Genomic DNA, 19,443 nt, shown 5'->3' with positions numbered 1-19,443 from the left:
TGCGGAGCAGACTTGGGCGGCGGTAGAGGTGCCGGTTTCGGCGCAGGCGGCGGTGATGGCTGTGCAAGGAATTTCGACCTAAACCCCGTTCGGGCGAGAAGCGCGCGCAGGCCACGCGCACGGCGGTTTTTCACGTTGCGCTTCTTGGCCGGATTCATGAAACGCGAGAGCGCGCGCCGCACCGTCGGCATGAACGTGGGCACAAGCTCGGGCGGGTCTTCAAACCCATCACTGTCCTTCGCAGTTGCGCCTGCGCCCGCCTGTTCCGGCGACGGCGCAGCGTCCAGATGCAGGAAGCGCGATATTGCAATGGAGATGGCCGCGATGTCGGGAAGCCAGTCGAACAGCCCTCCGGCGGCGGCTTCGCCCTGCTGACCTGTAGCAACCTTTTTCTTCTTTTTCTTGCGGCCCGGTTCTGGTTGCAGGAAACGCGAGCCGCTTACTTTGCTGGCCTTGGCGGCGGTTCCGCCGCGCGCCCCTCCTGCCGTTGCCGTTCTGCCTCGCGGCGGTCTTCTTCGACCTGCGCGAGCAATCGCGCCGCGCGAGCTGAATCTTCCGCATAGCGGATACGCTCGCGCGCAAAGCCTGCCTGCTGGTCGCGCCGCTGCTGGTCGTGGCGCTCTTTCAATTCCTCGATGTGCTCGGCCCTGTCCTGCCGGAGCAATGTGCGCAGGTCAGCGCGCTCGATGGCCTGCCGTTCGCGCAGATGTTTCCATGCGGTATCTCGCTCAAGGCGTTTTTCCGCACCGCGCCCCGGATTGAGGCGGTTTTGCAGGGCTTCGATATAGCCCTCGATGCCGGACAATTTCCCGTTACGGATGAAGCGTTCGCGCTCGGCCTGCTGCTGGCGTCTCAGCCCCTCTATCTTTTCGCGCGCTTCAAGGAAGAGCACATGCCGGAGTTGGCGCAGTTCTGCACTGTGCCATGCGGCGAGTTTGCTCGCCTCGGCCTGTTCGCGCTCGGCCAGCGCCGCCGCAACGGCGGGTGCGAGTTCCGGCGTGCCGGAGTCCTGCTGCTGCGCGTCTGGTGTCTCGCCCTGCGCCTCCGGCGCTGGCGTGAGATCTTCGACCGGCAGGCGCTGCATCTCGAATGCAGGCGGCTCGGCATCCTTCTGCCGGTCGCGCTGCTGGGCTTTGGCTTCGCTGGCGGTGGGAAGCGCATCGCGGTCAACATCCGCCATGAAGGTCCGCGCCTCGGCGGCCTTCATTTTGAGTTCGCGGCTCAGGCTGTAAACGCTGCCCTCCGGCCCGACGAGCACGAAGTCCTTGCTGTCGCCCCGCGCGAGCACGTAGCCTGCTTCTTCCACGGCGGCCTTGAACGCCATGCCGCTGTCACAGGATGATTTGAGCGCCGCGAGCTGCGCGCGCCGCTCTTGGGTGGAAAGGCCGCTGCGTTCGGCCTGTTGATGCTCCGCATGGCTGACATCCGCGCGCGGGAACTCCGGCTGCTTGGCGCGGTCGCGCTTGGCATGTTTCCCCGGTACATGCTCATGGCCGAACTCGCGTTCCAGCGTGAGGCTGGCGCGCTCATGGGCGAGATAGTTATTGCTATCCGAGCGCATGGTCATGGTTTCGAGGTCGGTGCGGCACCAGACGATATGGACGTGCTGGCGGCCTTTCTTTTCATGCAGGACGACGGCGCGGGGTTGGCCGTCCAGCCCGAGTTCTTGCTCCAAAACCTCCACCGCACGCGCCCATTGCTGGGGCGTCATGTCATAGCGGGCGTCGGGGTCGATGTTGACGTGATAGAGGCCCTTCTTGCCGCGCGTACCCTCCGAGAGGGTCTGCCAGTCGCGGAATGTCGCGGCGAGGTCGTCGAGGCCGGAGTGCAGTTCCAGCACCTCCATGCGCTCGTTGGTGTCGGTGCGCAGAAGGTGGGCGGCAAGCTGGCGGGGTCCGGCGCGTGAGCCTCCTTTGATAATCATGCCGCCGCCTCACGGTTTGGGCGGCGGGATGAACTTGGACAATCCCGCAGGCGGGACGGCCTCCGGCGCTGCCGGTGCCGGGATTGGAGCCGGTGCAGGTGTCGCGGCGGCCAGCGGCGACGCTGCCGCTGGCGCGCTATCCGGCTCCTTGCCGAGCGCGTCATAGATGAGGCTGCGGATGCGCGCGAAGTCGGCCAGCGCTTCGCGCAGGTCCGGCAAGACGGTTTCCGCCTCGCCGCCTGTATGCAGGTAGCGGGCAATCTGGTTCAGATTGCTGCCGGTCTTGCCAAGGTGGCCGAGGATTTGACGCAGCGCAGCACTGTCGGCAGGGATGCGACGCTGCGCGCGGGGACCGGCTTCGCCGATGAGCGCCGCACGGGCGAAGGCGGCGGCGGCCATACCCGCCCTGTCGGCGCGGGCGAGAAACGCCGACTTCTCGTCGGGCGTGACGCGGGCATAGATGGTGGCGGTGCGTTGCCGCCGCTCCGACTTGCGCCGCCCGGAAGGGCTGTGCTCTGAGCCGCTATCGCTCAAGCGCATCTCCTTTCTGCCGGACGTATCCGGCGGGGTCGAGGGCGTTCTCCCTCGTCAGGGTGCAGGGGCATGAAAGCCGCCTGCGCGTCGTCCAGAGCGCGCAAGCTCTGGCCGTGGGTGCCGGGACGCGGAAGTCTCCGGCGAGTGGTCGAGGGGTGCGATAACCCCTTGTCTGGTTCCAAGGACGACGTGCCTTGGTGGGGTCCGGGGGCAAAGCCCCGGTCACGGGTCGCAGGGAGCACGAAGGCTCCCCGCACGGGTGCAGGGGTGTGAAACCCCTTGCTCGGGAGGGATGCAACGGGAGGGCGAAGCGCCTTCCTTGCCAAGCCAGCGCCTTCAGGCGCGGGGTGTGGACGGTCAGTCCGCACATGGCTTGCACACTCTCCTAAGCCATAACTTAGGATAGCACGGGACGTGCTGGGGTGTGGGGTAGCGAGCGCTTGCGGCAAGGCGGGATATCGCCGCCTGCATACAATCGTATGCGACTCGCTCAGCGCGGGATGAGCCGCAGCATAGCACGATGGCGGGCAGTGCGGCGATGCTTTCATCCCGCGCGGCCCTCTTCGCCGCCGCCCGTGCCGAGCACCTCGCGGGCCTCGTTGAGCATCTGCGCGAAGCGGGCTGAGCCGCCGGTGTCGGGATGCACCTTCTGCATCAGCCGCTTCCATGCGGCCCGCACCTCGGCGGCGGTTGCGCCTTCCGAAAGGCCGAGAAGGTCGAGCGCTTCCGCGCGCGTCATTTTGCCGTTGGGTTTTGCGGCGCGCTGACGCGCGCCGCCGGACTGGCGGCCCTGCTGGCCGCCGTCCGATTTGCCGCCCCGCACAAAATACGGGTTGTCGTCGTAGGCTAAGGGCGGCTCCCAATAGAGATGCGGATAGACGGCGGCGAGCGACGCGAAGGCGTCGGGGAGCCGCCAGTAATCCACGGGCCGGACGTAATGCGGGCGGTCGGTGGGATTGAGGACAATCGCCACGTCGCGCCCCAAGGCCAGAACCTCGTCGGGCATGAGCAGCGGGCGGCCTGTCTCCCCGTAATTCACGTTCTCGCTATGCCCGCCGCCGCCGGGGCCAAAGTTCTGGCCCTCGCCGTGGCCGACCGTCTGCACGGTCACTTTGCCCAAGGTTTCGGAGAGGTAGTTCGCGCTCTCAAGGTCGTTGACGTTGCAGAACCACTTATAGGCGCAGTTCGAGAGGATGGTGCCCGCTGCCGCCCCGTAGAGGTCTTTGAGCTGGTCGAGGCCCTGCACAATGAGGGTGAAGTCGATGCCGTAGCCCGACATGGTGGCGATATCGCGCGGCAAATCCTCGATGCGCCCCAGCGCCGGAAACTCGTCCATCAAGATCATGCAGCGGTGCGGCGGACGCCCGCCCAGCGGGTAGCGCTTGAAGGTGTGCATGGCCGCCGTGGTCATGAGCCGCAGCCATGTGCGCTGGGTGTCGATGCGGTCGGGCGGGATGACCAGATAGACCGTCACCGCTTCCCGTATCAGGTCGGCCATGTCGAAGGATGATGTGGCGGTGGCGGCTTTGACCTGCGGGTCGGACAGGAATTTTGTGGCCTCCGACAGATTGGACATGATGCCCGAATAGGTTTCCTGCGCGAGGTCGAGATACGGGCTGACCATCTCCCGTATCGCCCCGCCGAAGGCGCTACTTGCCGCCATCGGCACCAGAAACCTCTCCGTGAAATCCCTCCGGCTGAGGCTCACAATCTCCCGCGCGCGGGCGAGCGTCTTTTGCTCGCCCGGCTGGTCGGTAATCCACAAGAGCACGGCGGTCAGGACATTGGCCGCGCTGCCCTGCCAATAGCGGTCTTTGTCGCCGGGAGGCGACGGACAGACCGCGCCCGCGAGCGCCTGCGCCACCGCGACGGCATTGGGGTCGTCGCGCACCAGCACATCCAGCGGATTGAAAGTCGCGGGGGCAAGGCCGCGCTCCTTGAATGTGTCCGCCAGTTCTCCCCACGGGTTGATGACGTGGACGGCGCTATTGAGCACACCACGCCGGATGCGCGCCGTGATGGCGGCGTTTTCGCCCTTGGGGTCGATCACAATCGCCGAGCCGCCATAGCGCAGGAGCGTCGGCACGATAACGCGGGTGCCCTTGCCCGTGCGGGTGCGCGCGACAATCAGCGTATGATGTTCGGGCGTCGAGAGCACGGGCGCGCCCGTCTGCTGCTCTATCGGGATGGCTAAAAGCTCCGGCGCGCTGCTTTTGCCGAAGAACACGCCCCGATGGCCGTCGTAGGGGTCGGCAAGGCTATTGCGCACCTCCGCATAGCGGGCGGAGCCGTAGTTTTCGGACAGGGTGGGTTTTGGCTTCGGTTTACGCCGTTTGTCCTTCACGAGCCAAATCAGTCCGACAACGCCCACGAGCACGGCCAGCGGGCCGAACAGGCTGGCGAACAGCCTGCCGAGAAGGTCCATGCCCTCTCGGAACAGGCCCACGGCCATGTCCTTGGCAATCCCTGCAAGATCGGTGACGTAGTTCCAAGGCGTCGGCTCTTTGGGCGGGTCGTATTGCGCCCGCAGCGCCGCCATGCGCGCGCGGGCGATGCTGTCGGCGGCGCTGCTCAGCATGAGGTCTTGGCCCGTGCCGATGCCCTGCCATTTCCGGCGCAGGGCGGTTTCCGCTGCTTGCAGTTCAGCGGCGCGGCTGCGCCATGCCGCCGCGCCAATCTCGCCCGCCTTGTGGCGATACTCTCCTTCGGCAAGCTCTACGCGGATATCGGCCAGCGACGCAGCATCGCGGTCAAAGACACGCTGCTGCGCGGGCGGGAGCACCAGCCCGCGCGGCTCGCCGCCCTGCCGGAATATCGGGTTATCTTTCTGCCAGCTTGGCGCAGCCTCTTGCGCGGTGGCAGGCCAAGACGACGCGGCAAGCGCCAGCGACAAGGCGACGGCCCGCAAGGGCTTCGTCGCCGCGCGCATCAGAACGGCCCTCCTTCAGCGGGCGGCGTCCCGTTCGCCGCCGCGCCGGTCGTCACCGCCAGTTCCGGCGCGCCCTCTGCGGCGCAGAGGGCATTCCAGAGGTCCGCATAGTGCGGATGGCTGGTTGGGTCGGTTACGATGGTATGCAGCAGATTTTCGAGGTGATTGCTGACAATCTGCGCGAGCAAGCGCGACGGCGGCGCAGGATTCCGCCCGACTCGGGCCGAATCGAGTTTCTCGATGTGCGCGAGAAGCGCGAGTAATCCCGGTTGCACCTCCACCGTCACCGGCATGGCCTCGCCCGCATCATTCATCGCGGCGGAAAGCACGTCTTCCAAGCTGCATACATCGGTATGCGCGGCGAAGCGGGATTTGAGAGCGGCGAGTTTCGGGTGCGGCGGCTCATCAGGCGTATCGCCCGCGCCGCGTTCCCAAGCGCTTAGCGCCTCATCTCCGGTTGGTGCGCTTGGTTTGTCCTCCGGCATGTGGCCCCCGTTAGTAAACATACGCCTGTATGTTTGTGCAGAGCGGCAACCCGTCCCGGTAAATCTTTGCAAAGTCCTGCATCGTGGACAGGGCATTGCAGATGTACTTGCGCACAAACGTCTTTCCCCTTCACAATCTAAAGAGACAGGGGGCGCGTCAAGCTTACCATACAGAGGCGCGCATGCGCAGATGCCTCTACGGCATCGCACGGGTAGAGCGCCTCCGGATTGGGGGAGATGTGAAATGGCTGTCTTGCGGCACTGATTTCATCGTGGCGGACGTGATCCGCTGGCGCGAGCCGGTCTGGAAACCGCAGCCGCGCCATTCCAAGAAAAGGCCGGTCATCACCGGCCATCGCGTCATCACGGGTCAAATCGTCAAGATTGACCGGGGCGGCTGGGTGCATATTGAAGTGACGGCCTGCACGGTCGAGCCTGCGCCGCAATGGCTGCGCCCGCTCTATCCGCTCAAACGCGGCGAAGCGATACGCCGTCAGCGCGGGAAAATCGGCCAAGGCAAGGTAGACCGTCTGCATTGGAGTGATGAAACCGCGCGCGCCGCGATTGTCGGCTCGCGGTTCGTCAAGGTCTAACGCTGCGAGGGCGCGGCAATGCCGCGCCCCGCCGCAGATCGGCCTACCACCACGAGTCATAGAATACGGTCTTGCCCTCGGCGATGGCCGCGCGGGCGGTGGCGATGAACATCAAGTCGTCCTCGCTTTCGCTGCCGTCGGATTCGCCGAAGAAGAAACCGCTGGTTGGCGGCAAATGCCCAGCGCGCACGTCCGCTTCCAGACGGTCGAGGTCTTCTGCCGTCAGGGCGAGCGTGATGCAGTTGAACGTATCCGCGCCGCCCCTTCTCGAAGTAGAGGCTTTCCATCCAGCCGTGCAGGTTCGGATGCTTGCGCCAGTAGTGGATTTCAGCGGCATCTTCGACCTTGAAGCCGAAGGGCGTTGCCGGTTTCTCGCGGGTCACAAGTGCATACATATCCAGTCCCATTTTATTGCTCCTTTTGTTTGGTGTTGTTCGTCCCGAAGGACGCGGCACCTCGGAGCGGCGGGGCCAAGCTGCTGCCGTCATGGGCAACACGGCCCGAAGGGGTGGTGCGGGCAGCCCATTGACGGCAAAGCGCCCGACGCCAGTAACGCGGCATGACTGAGGGCGGAACAACACCGCAGGAGCAAATGCGGAGATGGATGTGCCGTTGTGCCGGATGCCGGACACGGCTCACGCTTCAAAGGTTATGTAAAGCGTGTCTTTACAGGCAACGATCCGTCCGATAGGCTGACAGCCGATTCAAGGGGCAATTCAACCGGATACCGCACATGCCAAATCAGGCCGATGTTCGGCTAAAGGAACCCGCCCATCCGGGCGGATTCGTGAAGCATGAAGTGCTGAAACCGCACGGTCTGTCCGTGACGGATGCCGCCGAAGTGCTCGGCGTCACACGGCCCGCGCTATCTGCGCTGCTCAACGAGCGGGCGCACCTGTCGCCGGAAATGGCGCTCCGGATCGAGAAGGCGTTTGGCGTCTCCATGGAGACGCTGATGCGAATGCAGAACAGCTACGACATAGCCCAAGCGCGCAAGCGGGCGGGAGATATCAAGGTCGAGCGATATGCGGAAAAACCGCGCGATTCCTAGCCGAAGCGGCTGTAACCACGCGCAAAAGACTGAGTCGAAGGGGTTGTTAATGAAAAGTTTGCTCGAACAGTTGCCGTCCATTGTGGCCGAAGGGAAGCGCGAGGCCGAACGTGTCATGGAGCGCGCAGAGAGCAACTATAGACTCGGCTTGCAAACACGCGAATTGGTCATCCCGTCGCGGGATAGCAACTGGAAGGATTTACTTCGCAGTCCATTCCGCAATGAATTGAACGAAAATCCAAGTCGACTAATTTACGGCGATAATCTTCTTGCAATGGCAGCACTTTTGGCTGGTGATAGGGAGCGCCCTTCACTTCGTGGGCAAGTCGATCTTATTTATATTGATCCACCATTTGATAGTCGGGCGGATTACAGGACGTCTATTCAATTACCCGGGGCTGATATCGATAGTCGCCCGACACCAATGGAGCAATTCGCTTATTCGGACACGTGGGCCGATGGTACAATCTCATATCTTGCCCACATGACGCCGCGCCTGTACTTAATGCGAGAAATGCTTAAAGAGACAGGCTCTCTATATGTTCACTTAGGACCAAATATATCTCATTACGTTAAGATTGTCATCGATGACATTTTTGGTCAGTGGCTATTTAGGAATGAAATAGTTTGGAGAAGAAGTAATTCCCACAACAAAACCACTGAGCAGTACGGACCCATACATGACGTGATTCTTTTTTACTCAAAGTCCGAGAAGTTTGAGTTTCATCCGGGAAAGCGCCCCTTCTCACGCGGATATATCGAGTCCAGATTTAAGTATCGTGATCATCGCGGAATTTATCAACCAAACTACCTCACTGGCCCGGGAGTGCGTAGTGGTGACAGCGGGAAGCCGTGGCATGGCTACGACCCTACGCGAGCACGACGTCACTGGGCCATACCATCTAAAACAATCGAGTTGCTGGATATTGATGTTAAAGGGCTGACAACTCAGCAAGTTCTTGATGAGTGCCTTAAGGCAGACCTTCTGGTTATACCCAAAAAAGAAGGGGGTCAGCCTATGTATAAGCAATATTTGACAGACGGAGTTCCTTATCAGGACATTTGGGCATACCAAGCAAATACTCAAGGAACCCTATACAATTCCGAAGAATGCATCGATCAGGATGTCAAGTGGCTTGAGCAGGAAAAAGAAAAAACAGGATACGATACTCAAAAGCCGGAGGGCTTGATCCGCAGAGTTATTGAGACCTCAACAAGTGAGGGCGGCCTTGTAGCTGATTTCTTTTCCGGATCTGGAACGACCGCAGCGGTTGCAGAAAAGATGGGCAGACGCTGGATTACGTCTGATCTCGGTAAGCCCGCGTGTATGGTCACTAGAAAGCGCCTTATCGATCAGGATGCGAAACCGTTCCTTTACCAGCACATCGGCGACTATCAGGTCGAGCAGATGCGCTCGACGATGGGTGCGAAGTTCCGCATCGGCGACCTCGCCGAAATCGTCCTCGGCCTTTTCGGCGCGCTGCCGCTGCCTGTCGAAGAAAACCCGAACAAGAACATGGGCCGGATTCAGGGGAGCAAGACGCTTGTTCTGGCCGATAGCCCGAACAAGATGACGGGCCTTGCCACGTTGCGCCGCGCCATTGAAATCCGCGATAACCTCATGGGCGGATGGGATAAGGTGGTGGTTCTTGGCTGGAACTTCTCGCCGACTATCGGACACGATATCGAGGCGCTGGGTCAAGGCGACCGGCTCGAAGTGCTGGTCATCCCGCCCGACCTTCTCGACCGGCTCAAAAAGAAGGGGCACAAGCTCAAGGCAGACGAAGTGCGCTTCTCGTCGCTGCAATACCTCAAGCTCGGCGCGGTTACGCGAACGCCGGAGGGGGATGGCGAGTCCCTTTCCGTCGAGATTGCCAATTATGTGTTGTTGTCGCCTGAGGCATTGAACTTAGACGAAGCCAATCGCGACAAGCTGCAAAAGGTCATCAACGCCGATCCGATGGCGTTGATCGAATATTGGAGCGTCGATCCGGACTATGACGGCGAGGTCTTCCGCTCTGTTTGGCAGGACTATCGCGGCAACATCGATAACGATAACGACCCTTACCGCGTCATCCGAACGGCGCGGCTCACCGGCCTCCCCAAAAAGAATGGCCCGCGCCGTATCTGTGTGCGCGTGGTCGATGTGTTCGGCTTCGAGGCCGAAGCAACGGTTGAGGTGGCGTGATGGCGAGCATCGACGATTTTTCGCTTGCTAAGGGCCTGACAGCCAAAGCCGAGGAAGCCTGCGTCGGTCTGGAAACCGGCGAGGCACCGATCCTCGATCAGGTTTCGGAAATAACGGCGGAACTGCTCAAGTGGTGGTTTCAGGCCGAGTTTCAGGACGCGCGGTCCTTCAACTTCCATCCCGGCCAGCGGCAGGCCCTGCTCAATGTCATCTACGCCCATGAAGTGCTGGGAATTTCGACGTTGCCGGAACTTTACCAGATTGCCGCGCCGGATGTGTTGCTGGCGAGCACGCGGGATTCCGAAACCATCCGCGCACCAAAAAACGCCTATCCCAAATACTGCCTTAAGATGGCGACCGGCACCGGCAAGACATGGGTGCTGCAAGCCCTTATGGTCTGGCAGGTTCTCAATGCCAATCGCGCGCCGGATGATGCCCGCTTTACCAAGAATTTCCTCGTCGTCGCGCCCGGTTTGATCGTTTACGACCGACTGCTTGACGCCTTCATGGGCAAGGAGCGGCACGGCAAGCGCGATTTTTCGATCTCCGACCTCTCCATCTTCCAAGAACTGTTCATTCCGGACGCCTATCGCGATGAGGTCTTCCGCTTTGTCCAAGGCGCTGTTTGCCCGAAGGAAGAAATTGGCCGCAAGGTTACGGCGGGCGGGATCATCGCCATTTCCAACTGGCATGTGCTTTCGGAGGAAGGCGAACCGCTTGAGGACGAAGAAATCGAGTCACCGGGCCAGACGGCTGACCCCAAGACCGTTGTGCAAAGTATCCTTCCGCTGACGCCGGGAACGAGTCAGGGCAATGACCTGAACGTGTTGAATCGACGTTATGAGAGAGGCGGCATTCTTTCCTATCTGAAAGACCTGCCCGCCCTCATGGTCTTCAACGACGAGGCGCACCATATCCATGAGTTCAAGCGCGAAGGTGAAGTAACGGAGGTTGAATGGCAAAAAAGCCTCAACCTGATCGCCGAGCCGAAGGGCCGCCGCTTTGTTCAGGTGGACTTCTCCGCGACCCCCTATAATGAGGTCGGCACTGGCCGGAACAGTCGAAAGTCCTTCTTCCCGCACATCGTCGTGGATTTCGACCTGAAAACGGCTATGCGGGCCGGGCTGGTCAAATCCCTTGTGCTCGACAAGCGCTCAGAGATTGGCGCGCTCAGTCATGAAGAGTTGGATTTCAAGGCTGACCGCGACGAAAACGGCAATCCGATGCTGTCCGAAGGGCAGCGGATCATGCTCCGCGCGGGCCTGACGAAGCTCCGAAAGCTCGAAGCCGATTTCGAGGGTCTCGATCCCGACAAGCACCCGAAGATGTTGGTGGTTTGCGAAGATACCACAGTGACGCCCCTTGTCGCCGAGTTCATGCAGCTTGAAGGGCTGGCCGACGATGAGGTGCTGAGGGTCGATTCCAACCGCAAGGGCGAATTGAAGCCCGACGAATGGAAGGTGCTGCGCGAACGCCTGTTCGACGTGGACCGGCATAAATCGCCGCGCGTCATCGTCAGCGTGCTCATGCTGCGCGAAGGCTTCGACGTGAACAACATCTGCGTGATCGTTCCGCTACGCGCGTCGAGCGCCGGAATCCTGCTCGAACAGACCATCGGTCGCGGCCTGCGCCTAATGTGGCGCGGCAACGAATACGATGACATCAAGCGGGAGAACCGCCAGCTTATCCGCAGCGGCAAAACGCCTTCCAACATGATCGACATTCTGTCTATCGTCGAGCATCCGGCCTTCCAGAGCTTCTATGAAGAACTGATTCAGGAGGGACTGGCTGCTGAATCGGACGATGAGGATGACAGGAATACCAGCGGCACTGGTGACCTGATTTCGGTCGGCCTCCGCCCCGACTTCGAGAATTACGATTTCGCCATTCCATTCATTCTGCGCGAGCAGGTGGAGGAACTGGAAGATACGCGGATTAGCCCGGACTCATTGGCGCCGTTCGGCGCTTTCAGCCTCGAACAACTCAAGAGCCAACTCGGGCACGGCGAGAAATTCCATTCCGAAGACGTTCAGGCGAAGACCCGCTTTGGCGACTATCGGGTGCATGGCGGCGTTATGACAGCCACCGGATACAACGACTATCTGTCGCGCATCACGCGCCGGATCACCGAAGCCGTGACGCTGACGGATACGACGTCGAGCTCAAAGGCCTTCGCCAATGCGAGCAAATTTCCCTACATCCAGATCAACCGCGCGGAGTTGGCCGAAGGTATCGACACCTTCATCCGTCATTACCTGTTCAAGCGTGAAGTGGACCCGCTTGTCGATGAAAACTGGCGCGTTTTGCTCATCGACCCGGTGACAGAGCACATTATCAAGGTTTGGGCGCGCGCAATTCTGGAAGCTGAGGACAGCGTAATCGTAGCAGACGCCGAAGTGGCGCACCGCCGTCTTTCCGAGGTTGCTAAGCTCGCCATGCGCGAAGGTTCATCGCTGGCTGTCGAAAAGGCGATTTACTTGCGCCTGCCATATCCTTCCCGCAGCGGCGGACTCGAACAGGCTTTCATGGAAAGCTGCGAGCGGGACGCCAGCGTCGATGCGTTCTGCAAGGTGAACGAGCAGAAGCACACCTTCGCTCGCCTTCGCTATATCAAGGAAGACGGCCTGCCTGCCTTCTATTCTGCCGATTTCCTCGTAAGGGCAGGAGATTCCATCTATTTGGTGGAGACGAAAGCGCAAAACCAACTCACGACGCCGAACGTACTTCGCAAGCGCAAGGCGGCGGTCGCGTGGTGCGACCGGATCAACGCCATTACGCCAGAACAGCGGAGCCATGCCGAATGGCATTACGTCCTCTTGGGCGAAGATGCGTTCTACGGCTGGCGGGACAAGGGCGGCTCGGTTGCCGACCTTCTCGCCTATGCCCGCCTGCGCCCTGTCGAAGACAAGGGGCAGGCGAAGTTTGCGTTCTGAGGGGGCAAGTTCATGACAACCATGCAGGGAGATATCGTCAATCGGGTCAAACGGTTTCCCAAGCCGTCGCTGGCAGCAGAGGCTCTACAGCCGGTATTTGAAGCGGTGAGCAACTCGCTTCATGCCGTCGAAGACGGTTTCGGCGAAGCTCTGTATCAATCGAATGGCTCTATTACCGTCACCATCCGCAACCCACGCTCTCCCGATGACATTGAAATTATCGTCGATGACAATGGGATTGGCCTTGAGCCTCCGCGGTTCAAAGCGTTCTGCACGACCGATACAGACTACAAGATGGCGCGCGGCGGCAAAGGCGTTGGACGCTTGCTCTGGCTCGATGCCTTTGAGCGGGTCAAAGTCATCAGCATCTACAAAGACGAGGGCAAACTCTTCCGGCGTTCGTTTTCATTTCGGCTAGAATCAACCGATCAAATAACTGACGAAGAAATTGCGGAAATCGACGGCGCTAGTGCCAACACCGGAACGTCTATCACCTTCTCTGGCTTGCGGGGGAGCGCATATCGCACGAAATTCCCCAGCCAAGCGGCTACCATTGTCAAACATTTCGGCTCGCACTTTTTTGCAGATTTTATTCTCGGAAAATCCCCACGAATTGTTGTCGATATCGACGGAAACAGCACGACGTTCCCCGAGGAAATCCAGAATCTCAAAATCGAAGATCGAGGCGTTGCAACGCTGCCTACCGACGACTTCGGCGACCTCTCTTTGGCAAGCTTCGTTTGCCACAAGAATGCCAGTGCGAACTTTGACGGCTCCCACCAGATTCATTTGGTTGCGAATGGCCGGACTGTCACTACCCGGAAGATTGATGGCTTAATCGGCATTGGACGCTTCGGTCCTGACAGCGACCGCGTGTATCACGGCTGCGTGTCTGGCGATTACCTTAATGAAAGGGTCAATCAAGAGCGCACACAGTTCAATTTTGACGAGTCGATAGTTGAGGAAATAGTTCGGCAATGCGCAGGGTTCGTTCGTTCCGACGCAATCGGTGAAGAGATACGGGAGTTCGACACGCAGCGTCTCGGCACGCTCCGGGACTTCGTAAAAGACTACCCCTCATTTGGGTTTGAGGAAGCGGAGCGGCTTTTGGAGCGCACTCCGAAAAACGCTATCAAACCCGAAGAGTTCGCAAGGGCGCTGATTCCGTTCCGCATTCGGCGCGATAAGGAACGGAACGAGACGATTCAAGAGATCGTCGCGCAGTTGGACGGAAAACAGACGATTCCGGCGGATTTTGCGGAAGCTGTACGGGAAGCCGCTGATGAAATCCGCGCGGAGGAACAGCGTCAACTTACAGAATATGTCCTTCGAAGGAAGACTGTTCTAGACGTGATGGAAGTTCTTCTTCGGCGCATTCGGGAGCGGGATAACGGCTCTCAAGACTACCAGCTTGAAGAGACGCTCCACCAATTCATCTGCCCAATGAAAATGCGGGGCGATGACCCCAGCAAGGTTGAGCAATCAGACCATGATCTATGGATCATTGACGAACGCCTCACATTCCAAAAGTATTTTGCATCCGATGTACCGTTCACGCAGATTCTGGAAGGCGAGAATAGCACCAAACGTCCTGACTTACTGATTTACGACCGGCTTTATGGCCTCGGAGCGGAAGGTGACGAGCCGCTTACAAAAGTGATGCTTGTCGAGTTCAAGCATCCGGGGCGAAAAGACTACGAAGAGCGCTATTCGCCGATGAATCAGATTAGCGAGTATATAACCAAGCTCAAGGCGGGTCAGATTGAAGATTTCAACAACGCGAGAGTGAGAATCGCGGATGATTGCGTTTTCTACTGCTACGTCGTTGCGGATATTGTTGGCAAACTGGAAATCCACACAAATGGCTGGCGGACGACCGCAAACGGTCGGGGCCGTATTCAGGAGCTTGGCGGGAAATTCAGGGGCATGGTCGAAGTCATCGAGTGGAAGGATTTGCTGTCCGACGCGCGGCTCAGGAACCACGCTTTCCTGAATGCTGCCGGGCTCCGATATGACCGCCACCCGTAACGGACGGACATCCCCAATTATAACAGCGACGCGCAACTCACCCTCAAAAGAGGGTGAGCTGGCGGCCGGCGGCCTCGTGCAGCCGCCACGCCGGACTCGCGGCTTCCTCGTCCAGCCATGTCCGTACAAGCGCCACCGGCCCGCCCATGGCGGCGACGGCATTTGCCGTCGTAAAGTGCGAGCGGTAGCCGGTTTCCGTGATGGGAAGCGGTGCGCGCTCGGGCGCGATGGCCTCGATTTCGAGGTGGGCCGTGTCGAGGCCGTAATCGTCGGCAAGGCTAAGCCAGCGCGGTTCATAGCTGATGGATATGGTAACGCCGTTCCAGACGGTCTCGTGATGCTCCGTATAGCGTTTGCAGAGGCGGCTCATGCTGCACCTCCCTCTGCGATGGGAAGTTGGGCGGCTTCGTCCTGAGCCGCACCGACGATGTAGAGCACCTCTTGGAGGTCGCGGCGGGCGTCGCCGGTGATGCTATCGTAGTTGTCGAGTATAAAGCTGACGTGGTCAAAGATGCTGTTAAGCCCACGGGAGAGGCGCTGGCTGCGGGTCATGCTGCACCGCCTTCCGCCGTTTCGTCGGCTTTCGGGGGGAGCAGAACAATGCGACCATCCAGCGGATAGAGGTCGAGTTGCAGCGTATGGCCGTCGCCGTTCTGGTGCGGCCAAGCGGCCCCGATGCGCGTCCAGTAGGATTTGCCGCCTTTGGCCTCTCTGACGTGCCACGCAATCAGCGCGGGCGCTTTGGTTTCAGATTTTTTCGTCATGTTTGTTCTCCTTGGTTTGCATTTCCCTTTCGGGCGTGCCCACGGAGAGCCAGGCGCGATGGCGCGGCGTCACACAGGAAAATTGGGGGGACCGGACGCCTGCGAACGGGGGAGCCGAGGCTTCCTGTTGACGCCATGAGCGCCCGCGCATGGCAGGGGGCATGACGCTGCCCGATGGGGATGCAAACAAAACAAGGGGAATTCAGGACGGAGCCGAGAACAAAGCCAATGCCTGCAAAGGGTGAGTGGCAGTTCAAAAGGTCAGTGGCATATCCTGAGATATACCGATTTTGGGGTAAGGGTGGCCTGCATGAAGGCAGGCTCCGCTATCCATTGCCTCTGGTTCGCCAGCGGCTGAGGCAAAGTCTTCGCGGAAAGACGCGATCACGGGGGCGCTTGAAGCTCGGCGCGCCTTTTTCCCGTGCCCGCTTGGCCGGACTCCACGACCGGGGAGCGCCAGCGGCGCGTCGTGACTTCCGGCAGAAACGCATAGCTCTGTTGCATCGGCCATCGAACTCGATGGCTGGTGCGATGCGCGCTAGCGTTTGGGGCGGTTCGGCTTGTCCGTCTGCTTGGCTTTGATGGACTGCACCTCTTTGGCCTTGGCTTCCAACTCGTCGATTTCGGCGTTCATTTCGGCATGCATCGCATCCCATCCGCCGATGCCCATGAGCACGCGGTCGGCATGCTTGATGGTGTTCACATGCCCGTAGTGCTGTTCAATCATTTTGACGGAAGTGCCCATTTGCTGGGCGAGGATATAGACATCCACCCCGGCGGACAGCCGGAGCGTGGCGTAGGTATGGCGGAAGCAGTAGGTTGTGCGGGGAATGCCGCTCGGGCCTTCGCGAAGGTCGGTGTATTTCAATAACTCTTCGACGGTATCCCGATAGAGCCATTTTGCCGGTTTGCCGTTGATAATCGTAAAGACATGATCCTCAGGCTTTGTTGCCTTAGAAAGCTCGCGGACGCGGTCGAGGTATTTTGCGACACTGATCGGGGCAATCAGCTTGCGGGTTTTGCCCTTGCCCTGAACGTAGAGGACAAGAATTTCCTGTCCGTCTTTGTCTTTTGCGGTGGTGATGTCCCGCCAGCGCAGGTTCTTCGCTTCTGGCGGGCGCATCCCCGTGTTGCACATAATGAGAATGAAATTGTAGCAGACTTGGCGATACCAGACGCCTTGCGGTGTGGTCGCCTCCTTCATCCACTTGCGGCCTTTGGTGTGCAGCTTGCGGTATTCCTCAAGCGTGAACTCGTCGCGGCGGTTCGATTTGAGCTTCGGCATGCCTTCAAAGCGGTGATGAGCGGGAACATACCGCTTGCTGATCGCAAAGTTCATGATGGCTGCGAAAATGGTCATCTCGATGCGGATAGTGGAATCGCTGATAACGCTCTTGCGACGGCCTTCGCCGTTTTCCCGTCGCCACAGCGGATATTCTGACCAGCGGTCTTGCGTAACCAGATGAATCTGTGTGCTGCCGACATAAGCCTTTAGAGGGCCGTCGATCTTGCTTCTTATATTTTTGCAGCGGGCTTGGCTGACCTCGCCCGCGTTGGCGCGGCGCTGTTGGGCGTCCGCATATTCCTCCGCAACCTGCGAGAAGGGGCGGTTGAATACGGGAACATCGTGCTTCACCCGAAAGCGGATATCGGCATACTCGTCCATCGCGCGGTCCCGCGCCGTCTGCCTATCCGCCGTGCGGAGTGAGATTGTCTTGTAGCGGTCTTCGTTCTGGATTCTGATCCGGCAATAATAGTTGTCATGCCCGACATCGGCACGCCGGAAGATGATAAGGCCGGGCTTGATCTGCTCCTTGTCGAGGATGAAACTCATTTCTCCGCTTCCCACTGTGCAGAAACTGTGCAGATTGGCAGCGTAAGTGGTTGATCTTCCGTGCCTGTGTAGGTTCTGTGTGGGTCATTGTAGCAAAAAATGTTGTTTATTTGTAGTATCTTGTTATAATCCCTTCACCCGCTCCAATCATGCGGTTGCTGGAAGTGGTTCGCGGCAGGGAAACCGCGCCGGATGTGCTGGTGACCGCGATGGCGCTGGGCAAGCGGATCGGCAAGGTCGGCGTCGTGTCGGGCGTGTGCGACGGCTTCATCGGCAACCGCATGTTCGAGGAATATCTGCGCCAGGTCTGGTTCATGCTGGAGGAAGGCGCGCTGCCGCAGCAGATCGACGCCGCCATGGAGCGGTGGGGCATGGCGATGGGGCCGTGCCGGACGATGGATCTGGCCGGACAGGACATCGGCTGGGCGATCCGCAAGCGCCGTATGGCGGAACAGCCCGACCGGCCCTATTCGGGCGTGATAGACCGCATCTGTGAACTGGGGCGGTTCGGACAGAAGACGGGCAAGGGCATCTACGCCTATCCGGATGGCCGGACGGCGGAAACCGATCCGGAAATCACAAGGCTGATCGAGGATTACTCCGCCGAGACAGGCCTTGAGCGGCGCGCGTTCAGCGATGAGGAAATCGTCGGCCGTTGCCTGCTGGCCCTGGTCAATGAAGGCGCGCGGATCGTGGAGGAAGGAATCGCCTATCGTCCCGTCGACGTCGACATGATCTACATCCATGGCTATGGCTTCGGCCGCGAACGCGGCGGACCGATGTTCCAGGCCGACATCATGGGCTTGTCCACCGTTCTGGACCGGCTTCGCGCCCTTGCCGCCGGCCGTAACGGCTGGGCATGGACGCCCGCCCCGCTGATCGAGCGGCTCGCTGCCGAGGGTGGGCGCTTCGGGGATCTCAACATTCAGGACAGGAACAGCATATGACGGATGTCTTTCTGGTATCGGCGGCGCGGACGGCCATCGGCAGCTTCGGCGGCTCGCTCAAGGATCAGAAGCCGGGCGAACTGGGTGCGCATGTGGCGCGGGCGGCGATCGAGCGCGCGGGGCTCGACGCAAGCCTGATCGGCAATGTCGTGCTGGGCAATGTCATCCCTTGCGAGCCGCGCGACGCCTATGCCGCGCGCATAGCGGCGATCGGCGCGGGCATTCCGCAGGAAACTCCGGCGCACAGCGTCAACCGCCTCTGCGGATCGGGTTTGCAGGCGATCCTTACTGCAGCCCAGTCGATCATGCTCGGTGACTGCGACATCGCGCTGGGCGCGGGCGTGGAGATCATGAGCCGCGCGCCTTATTTCCTGCCCGCCGCCCGCTGGGGCCAGAAGATGGGCGATGCGGTGGTGCAGGACGGGTTGACCGGCGCGCTGACCGATCCCTTCCACGGCATCCATATGGGCGTCACGGGGGAGAATGTCGCTGCCCGCTACGGCATTTCGCGGGAAGACCAGGACGCGCTCGCCTATGAAAGCCAGAAGCGGGCGGCGAACGCCATCGCGCAGGGCTATTTCAGGGAGCAGATCGTGCCGGTGGAGGTGACGGTGCGGCGCAAGCCGGTGCCGTTCGACACCGACGAATTCGTGCGCGCGGATGCGGCCCCGGAGGATTTCAGCAAGCTGAAGCCCGTCTTCCAGAAGGATGGGACAGTGACGGCCGGCAATGCGTCGGGGATCAACGACGGCGCCGCCGCCGTGGTGCTGGCAAGCGGGGAGGCGGTGAAGGCACGGGGATTGAAGCCCCTCGCGCGACTGGTCGCCTATGGCCATGCGGGCGTCGATCCGGCCTATATGGGCATCGGCCCGGTGCCCGCCACGCGCAAGGCGCTGGAGCGGGCGGGGATCGGCGTGGGCGATCTGGACGTGATCGAATCCAACGAAGCCTTTGCGGCGCAGGCCTGCGCCGTCTCGTGGGAGCTGGGCTTCGATCCGGCAAGGGTCAATCCCAATGGCAGCGGCATTTCGCTGGGCCATCCGGTGGGGGCGACGGGCGCGATCATCACGACCAAGCTGGTCTATGAACTGCAGCGCACCGGCGGCCGCCTGGGCCTGACGACCATGTGCATAGGCGGCGGCCAGGGCATCGCGGCCATCTGGGAACGGGTGTGAGGCCTGGCTCGCCCCTGGCCTGACGGACGAACCGTCAGGACATAGGCGTGCTCACGGG

Annotated in this window: 16 protein-coding genes; 7 read left to right on the top strand and 9 right to left on the bottom strand. The window is 60.6% G+C overall.

Annotated elements, in window-relative coordinates; translation table 11 throughout:
* Nucleotides 1-439: 439 nt before the first annotated feature.
* From A8G00_RS23425 to A8G00_RS23410, 4 genes are all read right to left on the bottom strand, one after another.
* Nucleotides 440-1,924 (bottom strand): relaxase/mobilization nuclease domain-containing protein, encoded by a 1,485-nt coding sequence (locus tag A8G00_RS23425; RefSeq protein ID WP_103001837.1) that lies wholly within the window; start codon nucleotides 1,922-1,924, stop codon nucleotides 440-442.
* 9 nt (nucleotides 1,925-1,933) lie between these two features.
* Nucleotides 1,934-2,464, bottom strand: coding sequence for a plasmid mobilization relaxosome protein MobC (gene mobC / locus A8G00_RS23420; protein ID WP_103001836.1), 531 nt, complete (start codon nucleotides 2,462-2,464; stop codon nucleotides 1,934-1,936).
* Nucleotides 2,465-3,002: 538 nt separating this feature from the next.
* Nucleotides 3,003-5,387 (bottom strand): type IV secretory system conjugative DNA transfer family protein, encoded by a 2,385-nt coding sequence (locus A8G00_RS23415; RefSeq protein ID WP_103001835.1) that lies wholly within the window; start codon nucleotides 5,385-5,387, stop codon nucleotides 3,003-3,005.
* Entirely contained in the window at nucleotides 5,387-5,872 is a 486-nt protein-coding gene (locus A8G00_RS23410) for a hypothetical protein (protein ID WP_103001834.1), read from the bottom strand. Before A8G00_RS23410 ends, A8G00_RS23415 begins: the two co-directional genes overlap by 1 nt.
* Before the next feature lie 182 nt (nucleotides 5,873-6,054).
* Between A8G00_RS23410 and A8G00_RS23405 the strand changes: the two genes are divergently transcribed.
* The gene (locus A8G00_RS23405) at nucleotides 6,055-6,465 is read left to right on the top strand and encodes a hypothetical protein (protein ID WP_253258080.1); all 411 of its coding nucleotides are present in this window, start codon (nucleotides 6,055-6,057) and stop codon (nucleotides 6,463-6,465) included.
* 43 nt (nucleotides 6,466-6,508) lie between these two features.
* Here the strand turns inward: A8G00_RS23405 and A8G00_RS23400 are convergent, their stop codons facing one another.
* Nucleotides 6,509-6,802: a hypothetical protein gene (locus tag A8G00_RS23400; RefSeq protein ID WP_216365661.1), complete on the bottom strand. Its 294-nt coding sequence runs from the start codon at nucleotides 6,800-6,802 to the stop codon at nucleotides 6,509-6,511.
* Nucleotides 6,803-7,198: 396 nt separating this feature from the next.
* Here A8G00_RS23400 and A8G00_RS23395 point away from each other — a divergent pair, with 396 nt between their 5' ends.
* Genes A8G00_RS23395 through A8G00_RS23380 form a run of 4 tightly spaced genes read left to right on the top strand, consistent with a single transcriptional unit; the run spans nucleotide 7,199 to nucleotide 14,665 of the window.
* Nucleotides 7,199-7,516, top strand: coding sequence for a HigA family addiction module antitoxin (locus tag A8G00_RS23395; RefSeq protein ID WP_103001832.1), 318 nt, complete (start codon nucleotides 7,199-7,201; stop codon nucleotides 7,514-7,516).
* A 49-nt stretch (nucleotides 7,517-7,565) separates the two neighbouring features.
* A complete protein-coding gene (locus A8G00_RS23390) occupies nucleotides 7,566-9,704 on the top strand; it encodes a site-specific DNA-methyltransferase (RefSeq protein ID WP_172451963.1) in 2,139 nt (712 codons plus the stop codon).
* Nucleotides 9,704-12,637, top strand: coding sequence for a DEAD/DEAH box helicase family protein (locus A8G00_RS23385; protein ID WP_103001831.1), 2,934 nt, complete (start codon nucleotides 9,704-9,706; stop codon nucleotides 12,635-12,637). The genes A8G00_RS23390 and A8G00_RS23385 overlap by 1 nt, the downstream gene beginning before the upstream one ends.
* 12 nt (nucleotides 12,638-12,649) lie before the next feature.
* Complete coding sequence (locus A8G00_RS23380) at nucleotides 12,650-14,665, top strand: ATP-binding protein (RefSeq protein ID WP_146032643.1); 2,016 nt, start codon at nucleotides 12,650-12,652, stop codon at nucleotides 14,663-14,665.
* Between the two features lie 43 nt (nucleotides 14,666-14,708).
* Here the strand turns inward: A8G00_RS23380 and A8G00_RS23375 are convergent, their stop codons facing one another.
* The 4 genes from A8G00_RS23375 to A8G00_RS23360 form a co-directional block, all read right to left on the bottom strand.
* Nucleotides 14,709-15,035, bottom strand: coding sequence for a hypothetical protein (locus tag A8G00_RS23375; protein WP_103001829.1), 327 nt, complete (start codon nucleotides 15,033-15,035; stop codon nucleotides 14,709-14,711).
* Complete coding sequence (locus tag A8G00_RS23370) at nucleotides 15,032-15,217, bottom strand: hypothetical protein (protein ID WP_103001828.1); 186 nt, start codon at nucleotides 15,215-15,217, stop codon at nucleotides 15,032-15,034. The genes A8G00_RS23375 and A8G00_RS23370 overlap by 4 nt, the downstream gene beginning before the upstream one ends.
* Nucleotides 15,214-15,429 (bottom strand): hypothetical protein, encoded by a 216-nt coding sequence (locus tag A8G00_RS23365; protein WP_103001827.1) that lies wholly within the window; start codon nucleotides 15,427-15,429, stop codon nucleotides 15,214-15,216. Before A8G00_RS23365 ends, A8G00_RS23370 begins: the two co-directional genes overlap by 4 nt.
* A gap of 538 nt (nucleotides 15,430-15,967) precedes the next feature.
* Complete coding sequence (locus A8G00_RS23360) at nucleotides 15,968-17,263, bottom strand: site-specific integrase (RefSeq protein WP_103001826.1); 1,296 nt, start codon at nucleotides 17,261-17,263, stop codon at nucleotides 15,968-15,970.
* A 125-nt stretch (nucleotides 17,264-17,388) separates the two neighbouring features.
* On the opposite strand from A8G00_RS23360, the gene A8G00_RS23355 reads away from it, so the two are divergent.
* Together A8G00_RS23355 and A8G00_RS23350 are read left to right on the top strand one after the other, a co-directional pair.
* Nucleotides 17,389-18,210, top strand: a complete 822-nt coding sequence (locus A8G00_RS23355; RefSeq protein WP_367379466.1) for a 3-hydroxyacyl-CoA dehydrogenase family protein — start codon at nucleotides 17,389-17,391, stop codon at nucleotides 18,208-18,210.
* Nucleotides 18,207-19,385, top strand: coding sequence for an acetyl-CoA C-acyltransferase family protein (locus tag A8G00_RS23350; protein WP_103001825.1), 1,179 nt, complete (start codon nucleotides 18,207-18,209; stop codon nucleotides 19,383-19,385). The genes A8G00_RS23355 and A8G00_RS23350 overlap by 4 nt, the downstream gene beginning before the upstream one ends.
* Nucleotides 19,386-19,443: the final 58 nt, after the last annotated feature.

The sequence above is a fragment of the Sphingobium sp. SA916 genome, assembly GCF_002894065.1.
GTDB classification, from domain to species: Bacteria; Pseudomonadota; Alphaproteobacteria; order Sphingomonadales; family Sphingomonadaceae; genus Sphingobium; species Sphingobium fuliginis.
Note: the sequence above shows the minus strand (reverse complement) of the source record. Positions and strands in the feature narration are given on the sequence as shown.

Excerpts from the sequence above, each read along its gene's own strand:
- A8G00_RS23425 (WP_103001837.1), bottom strand. The coding sequence starts at position 1,924 with ATGATTATCAAAGGAGGCTCACGCGCCGGACCCCGCCAGCTTGCCGCC.
- mobC (WP_103001836.1), bottom strand. The coding sequence starts at position 2,464 with ATGCGCTTGAGCGATAGCGGCTCAGAGCACAGCCCTTCCGGGCGGCGC.
- A8G00_RS23415 (WP_103001835.1), bottom strand. The coding sequence starts at position 5,387 with ATGCGCGCGGCGACGAAGCCCTTGCGGGCCGTCGCCTTGTCGCTGGCG.
- A8G00_RS23410 (WP_103001834.1), bottom strand. The coding sequence starts at position 5,872 with ATGCCGGAGGACAAACCAAGCGCACCAACCGGAGATGAGGCGCTAAGC.
- A8G00_RS23405 (WP_253258080.1), top strand. The coding sequence starts at position 6,055 with ATGCGCAGATGCCTCTACGGCATCGCACGGGTAGAGCGCCTCCGGATT.
- A8G00_RS23400 (WP_216365661.1), bottom strand. The coding sequence starts at position 6,802 with ATGCCGCTGAAATCCACTACTGGCGCAAGCATCCGAACCTGCACGGCT.
- A8G00_RS23395 (WP_103001832.1), top strand. The coding sequence starts at position 7,199 with ATGCCAAATCAGGCCGATGTTCGGCTAAAGGAACCCGCCCATCCGGGC.
- A8G00_RS23390 (WP_172451963.1), top strand. The coding sequence starts at position 7,566 with ATGAAAAGTTTGCTCGAACAGTTGCCGTCCATTGTGGCCGAAGGGAAG.
- A8G00_RS23385 (WP_103001831.1), top strand. The coding sequence starts at position 9,704 with ATGGCGAGCATCGACGATTTTTCGCTTGCTAAGGGCCTGACAGCCAAA.
- A8G00_RS23380 (WP_146032643.1), top strand. The coding sequence starts at position 12,650 with ATGACAACCATGCAGGGAGATATCGTCAATCGGGTCAAACGGTTTCCC.
- A8G00_RS23375 (WP_103001829.1), bottom strand. The coding sequence starts at position 15,035 with ATGAGCCGCCTCTGCAAACGCTATACGGAGCATCACGAGACCGTCTGG.
- A8G00_RS23370 (WP_103001828.1), bottom strand. The coding sequence starts at position 15,217 with ATGACCCGCAGCCAGCGCCTCTCCCGTGGGCTTAACAGCATCTTTGAC.
- A8G00_RS23365 (WP_103001827.1), bottom strand. The coding sequence starts at position 15,429 with ATGACGAAAAAATCTGAAACCAAAGCGCCCGCGCTGATTGCGTGGCAC.
- A8G00_RS23360 (WP_103001826.1), bottom strand. The coding sequence starts at position 17,263 with ATGAGTTTCATCCTCGACAAGGAGCAGATCAAGCCCGGCCTTATCATC.
- A8G00_RS23350 (WP_103001825.1), top strand. The coding sequence starts at position 18,207 with ATGACGGATGTCTTTCTGGTATCGGCGGCGCGGACGGCCATCGGCAGC.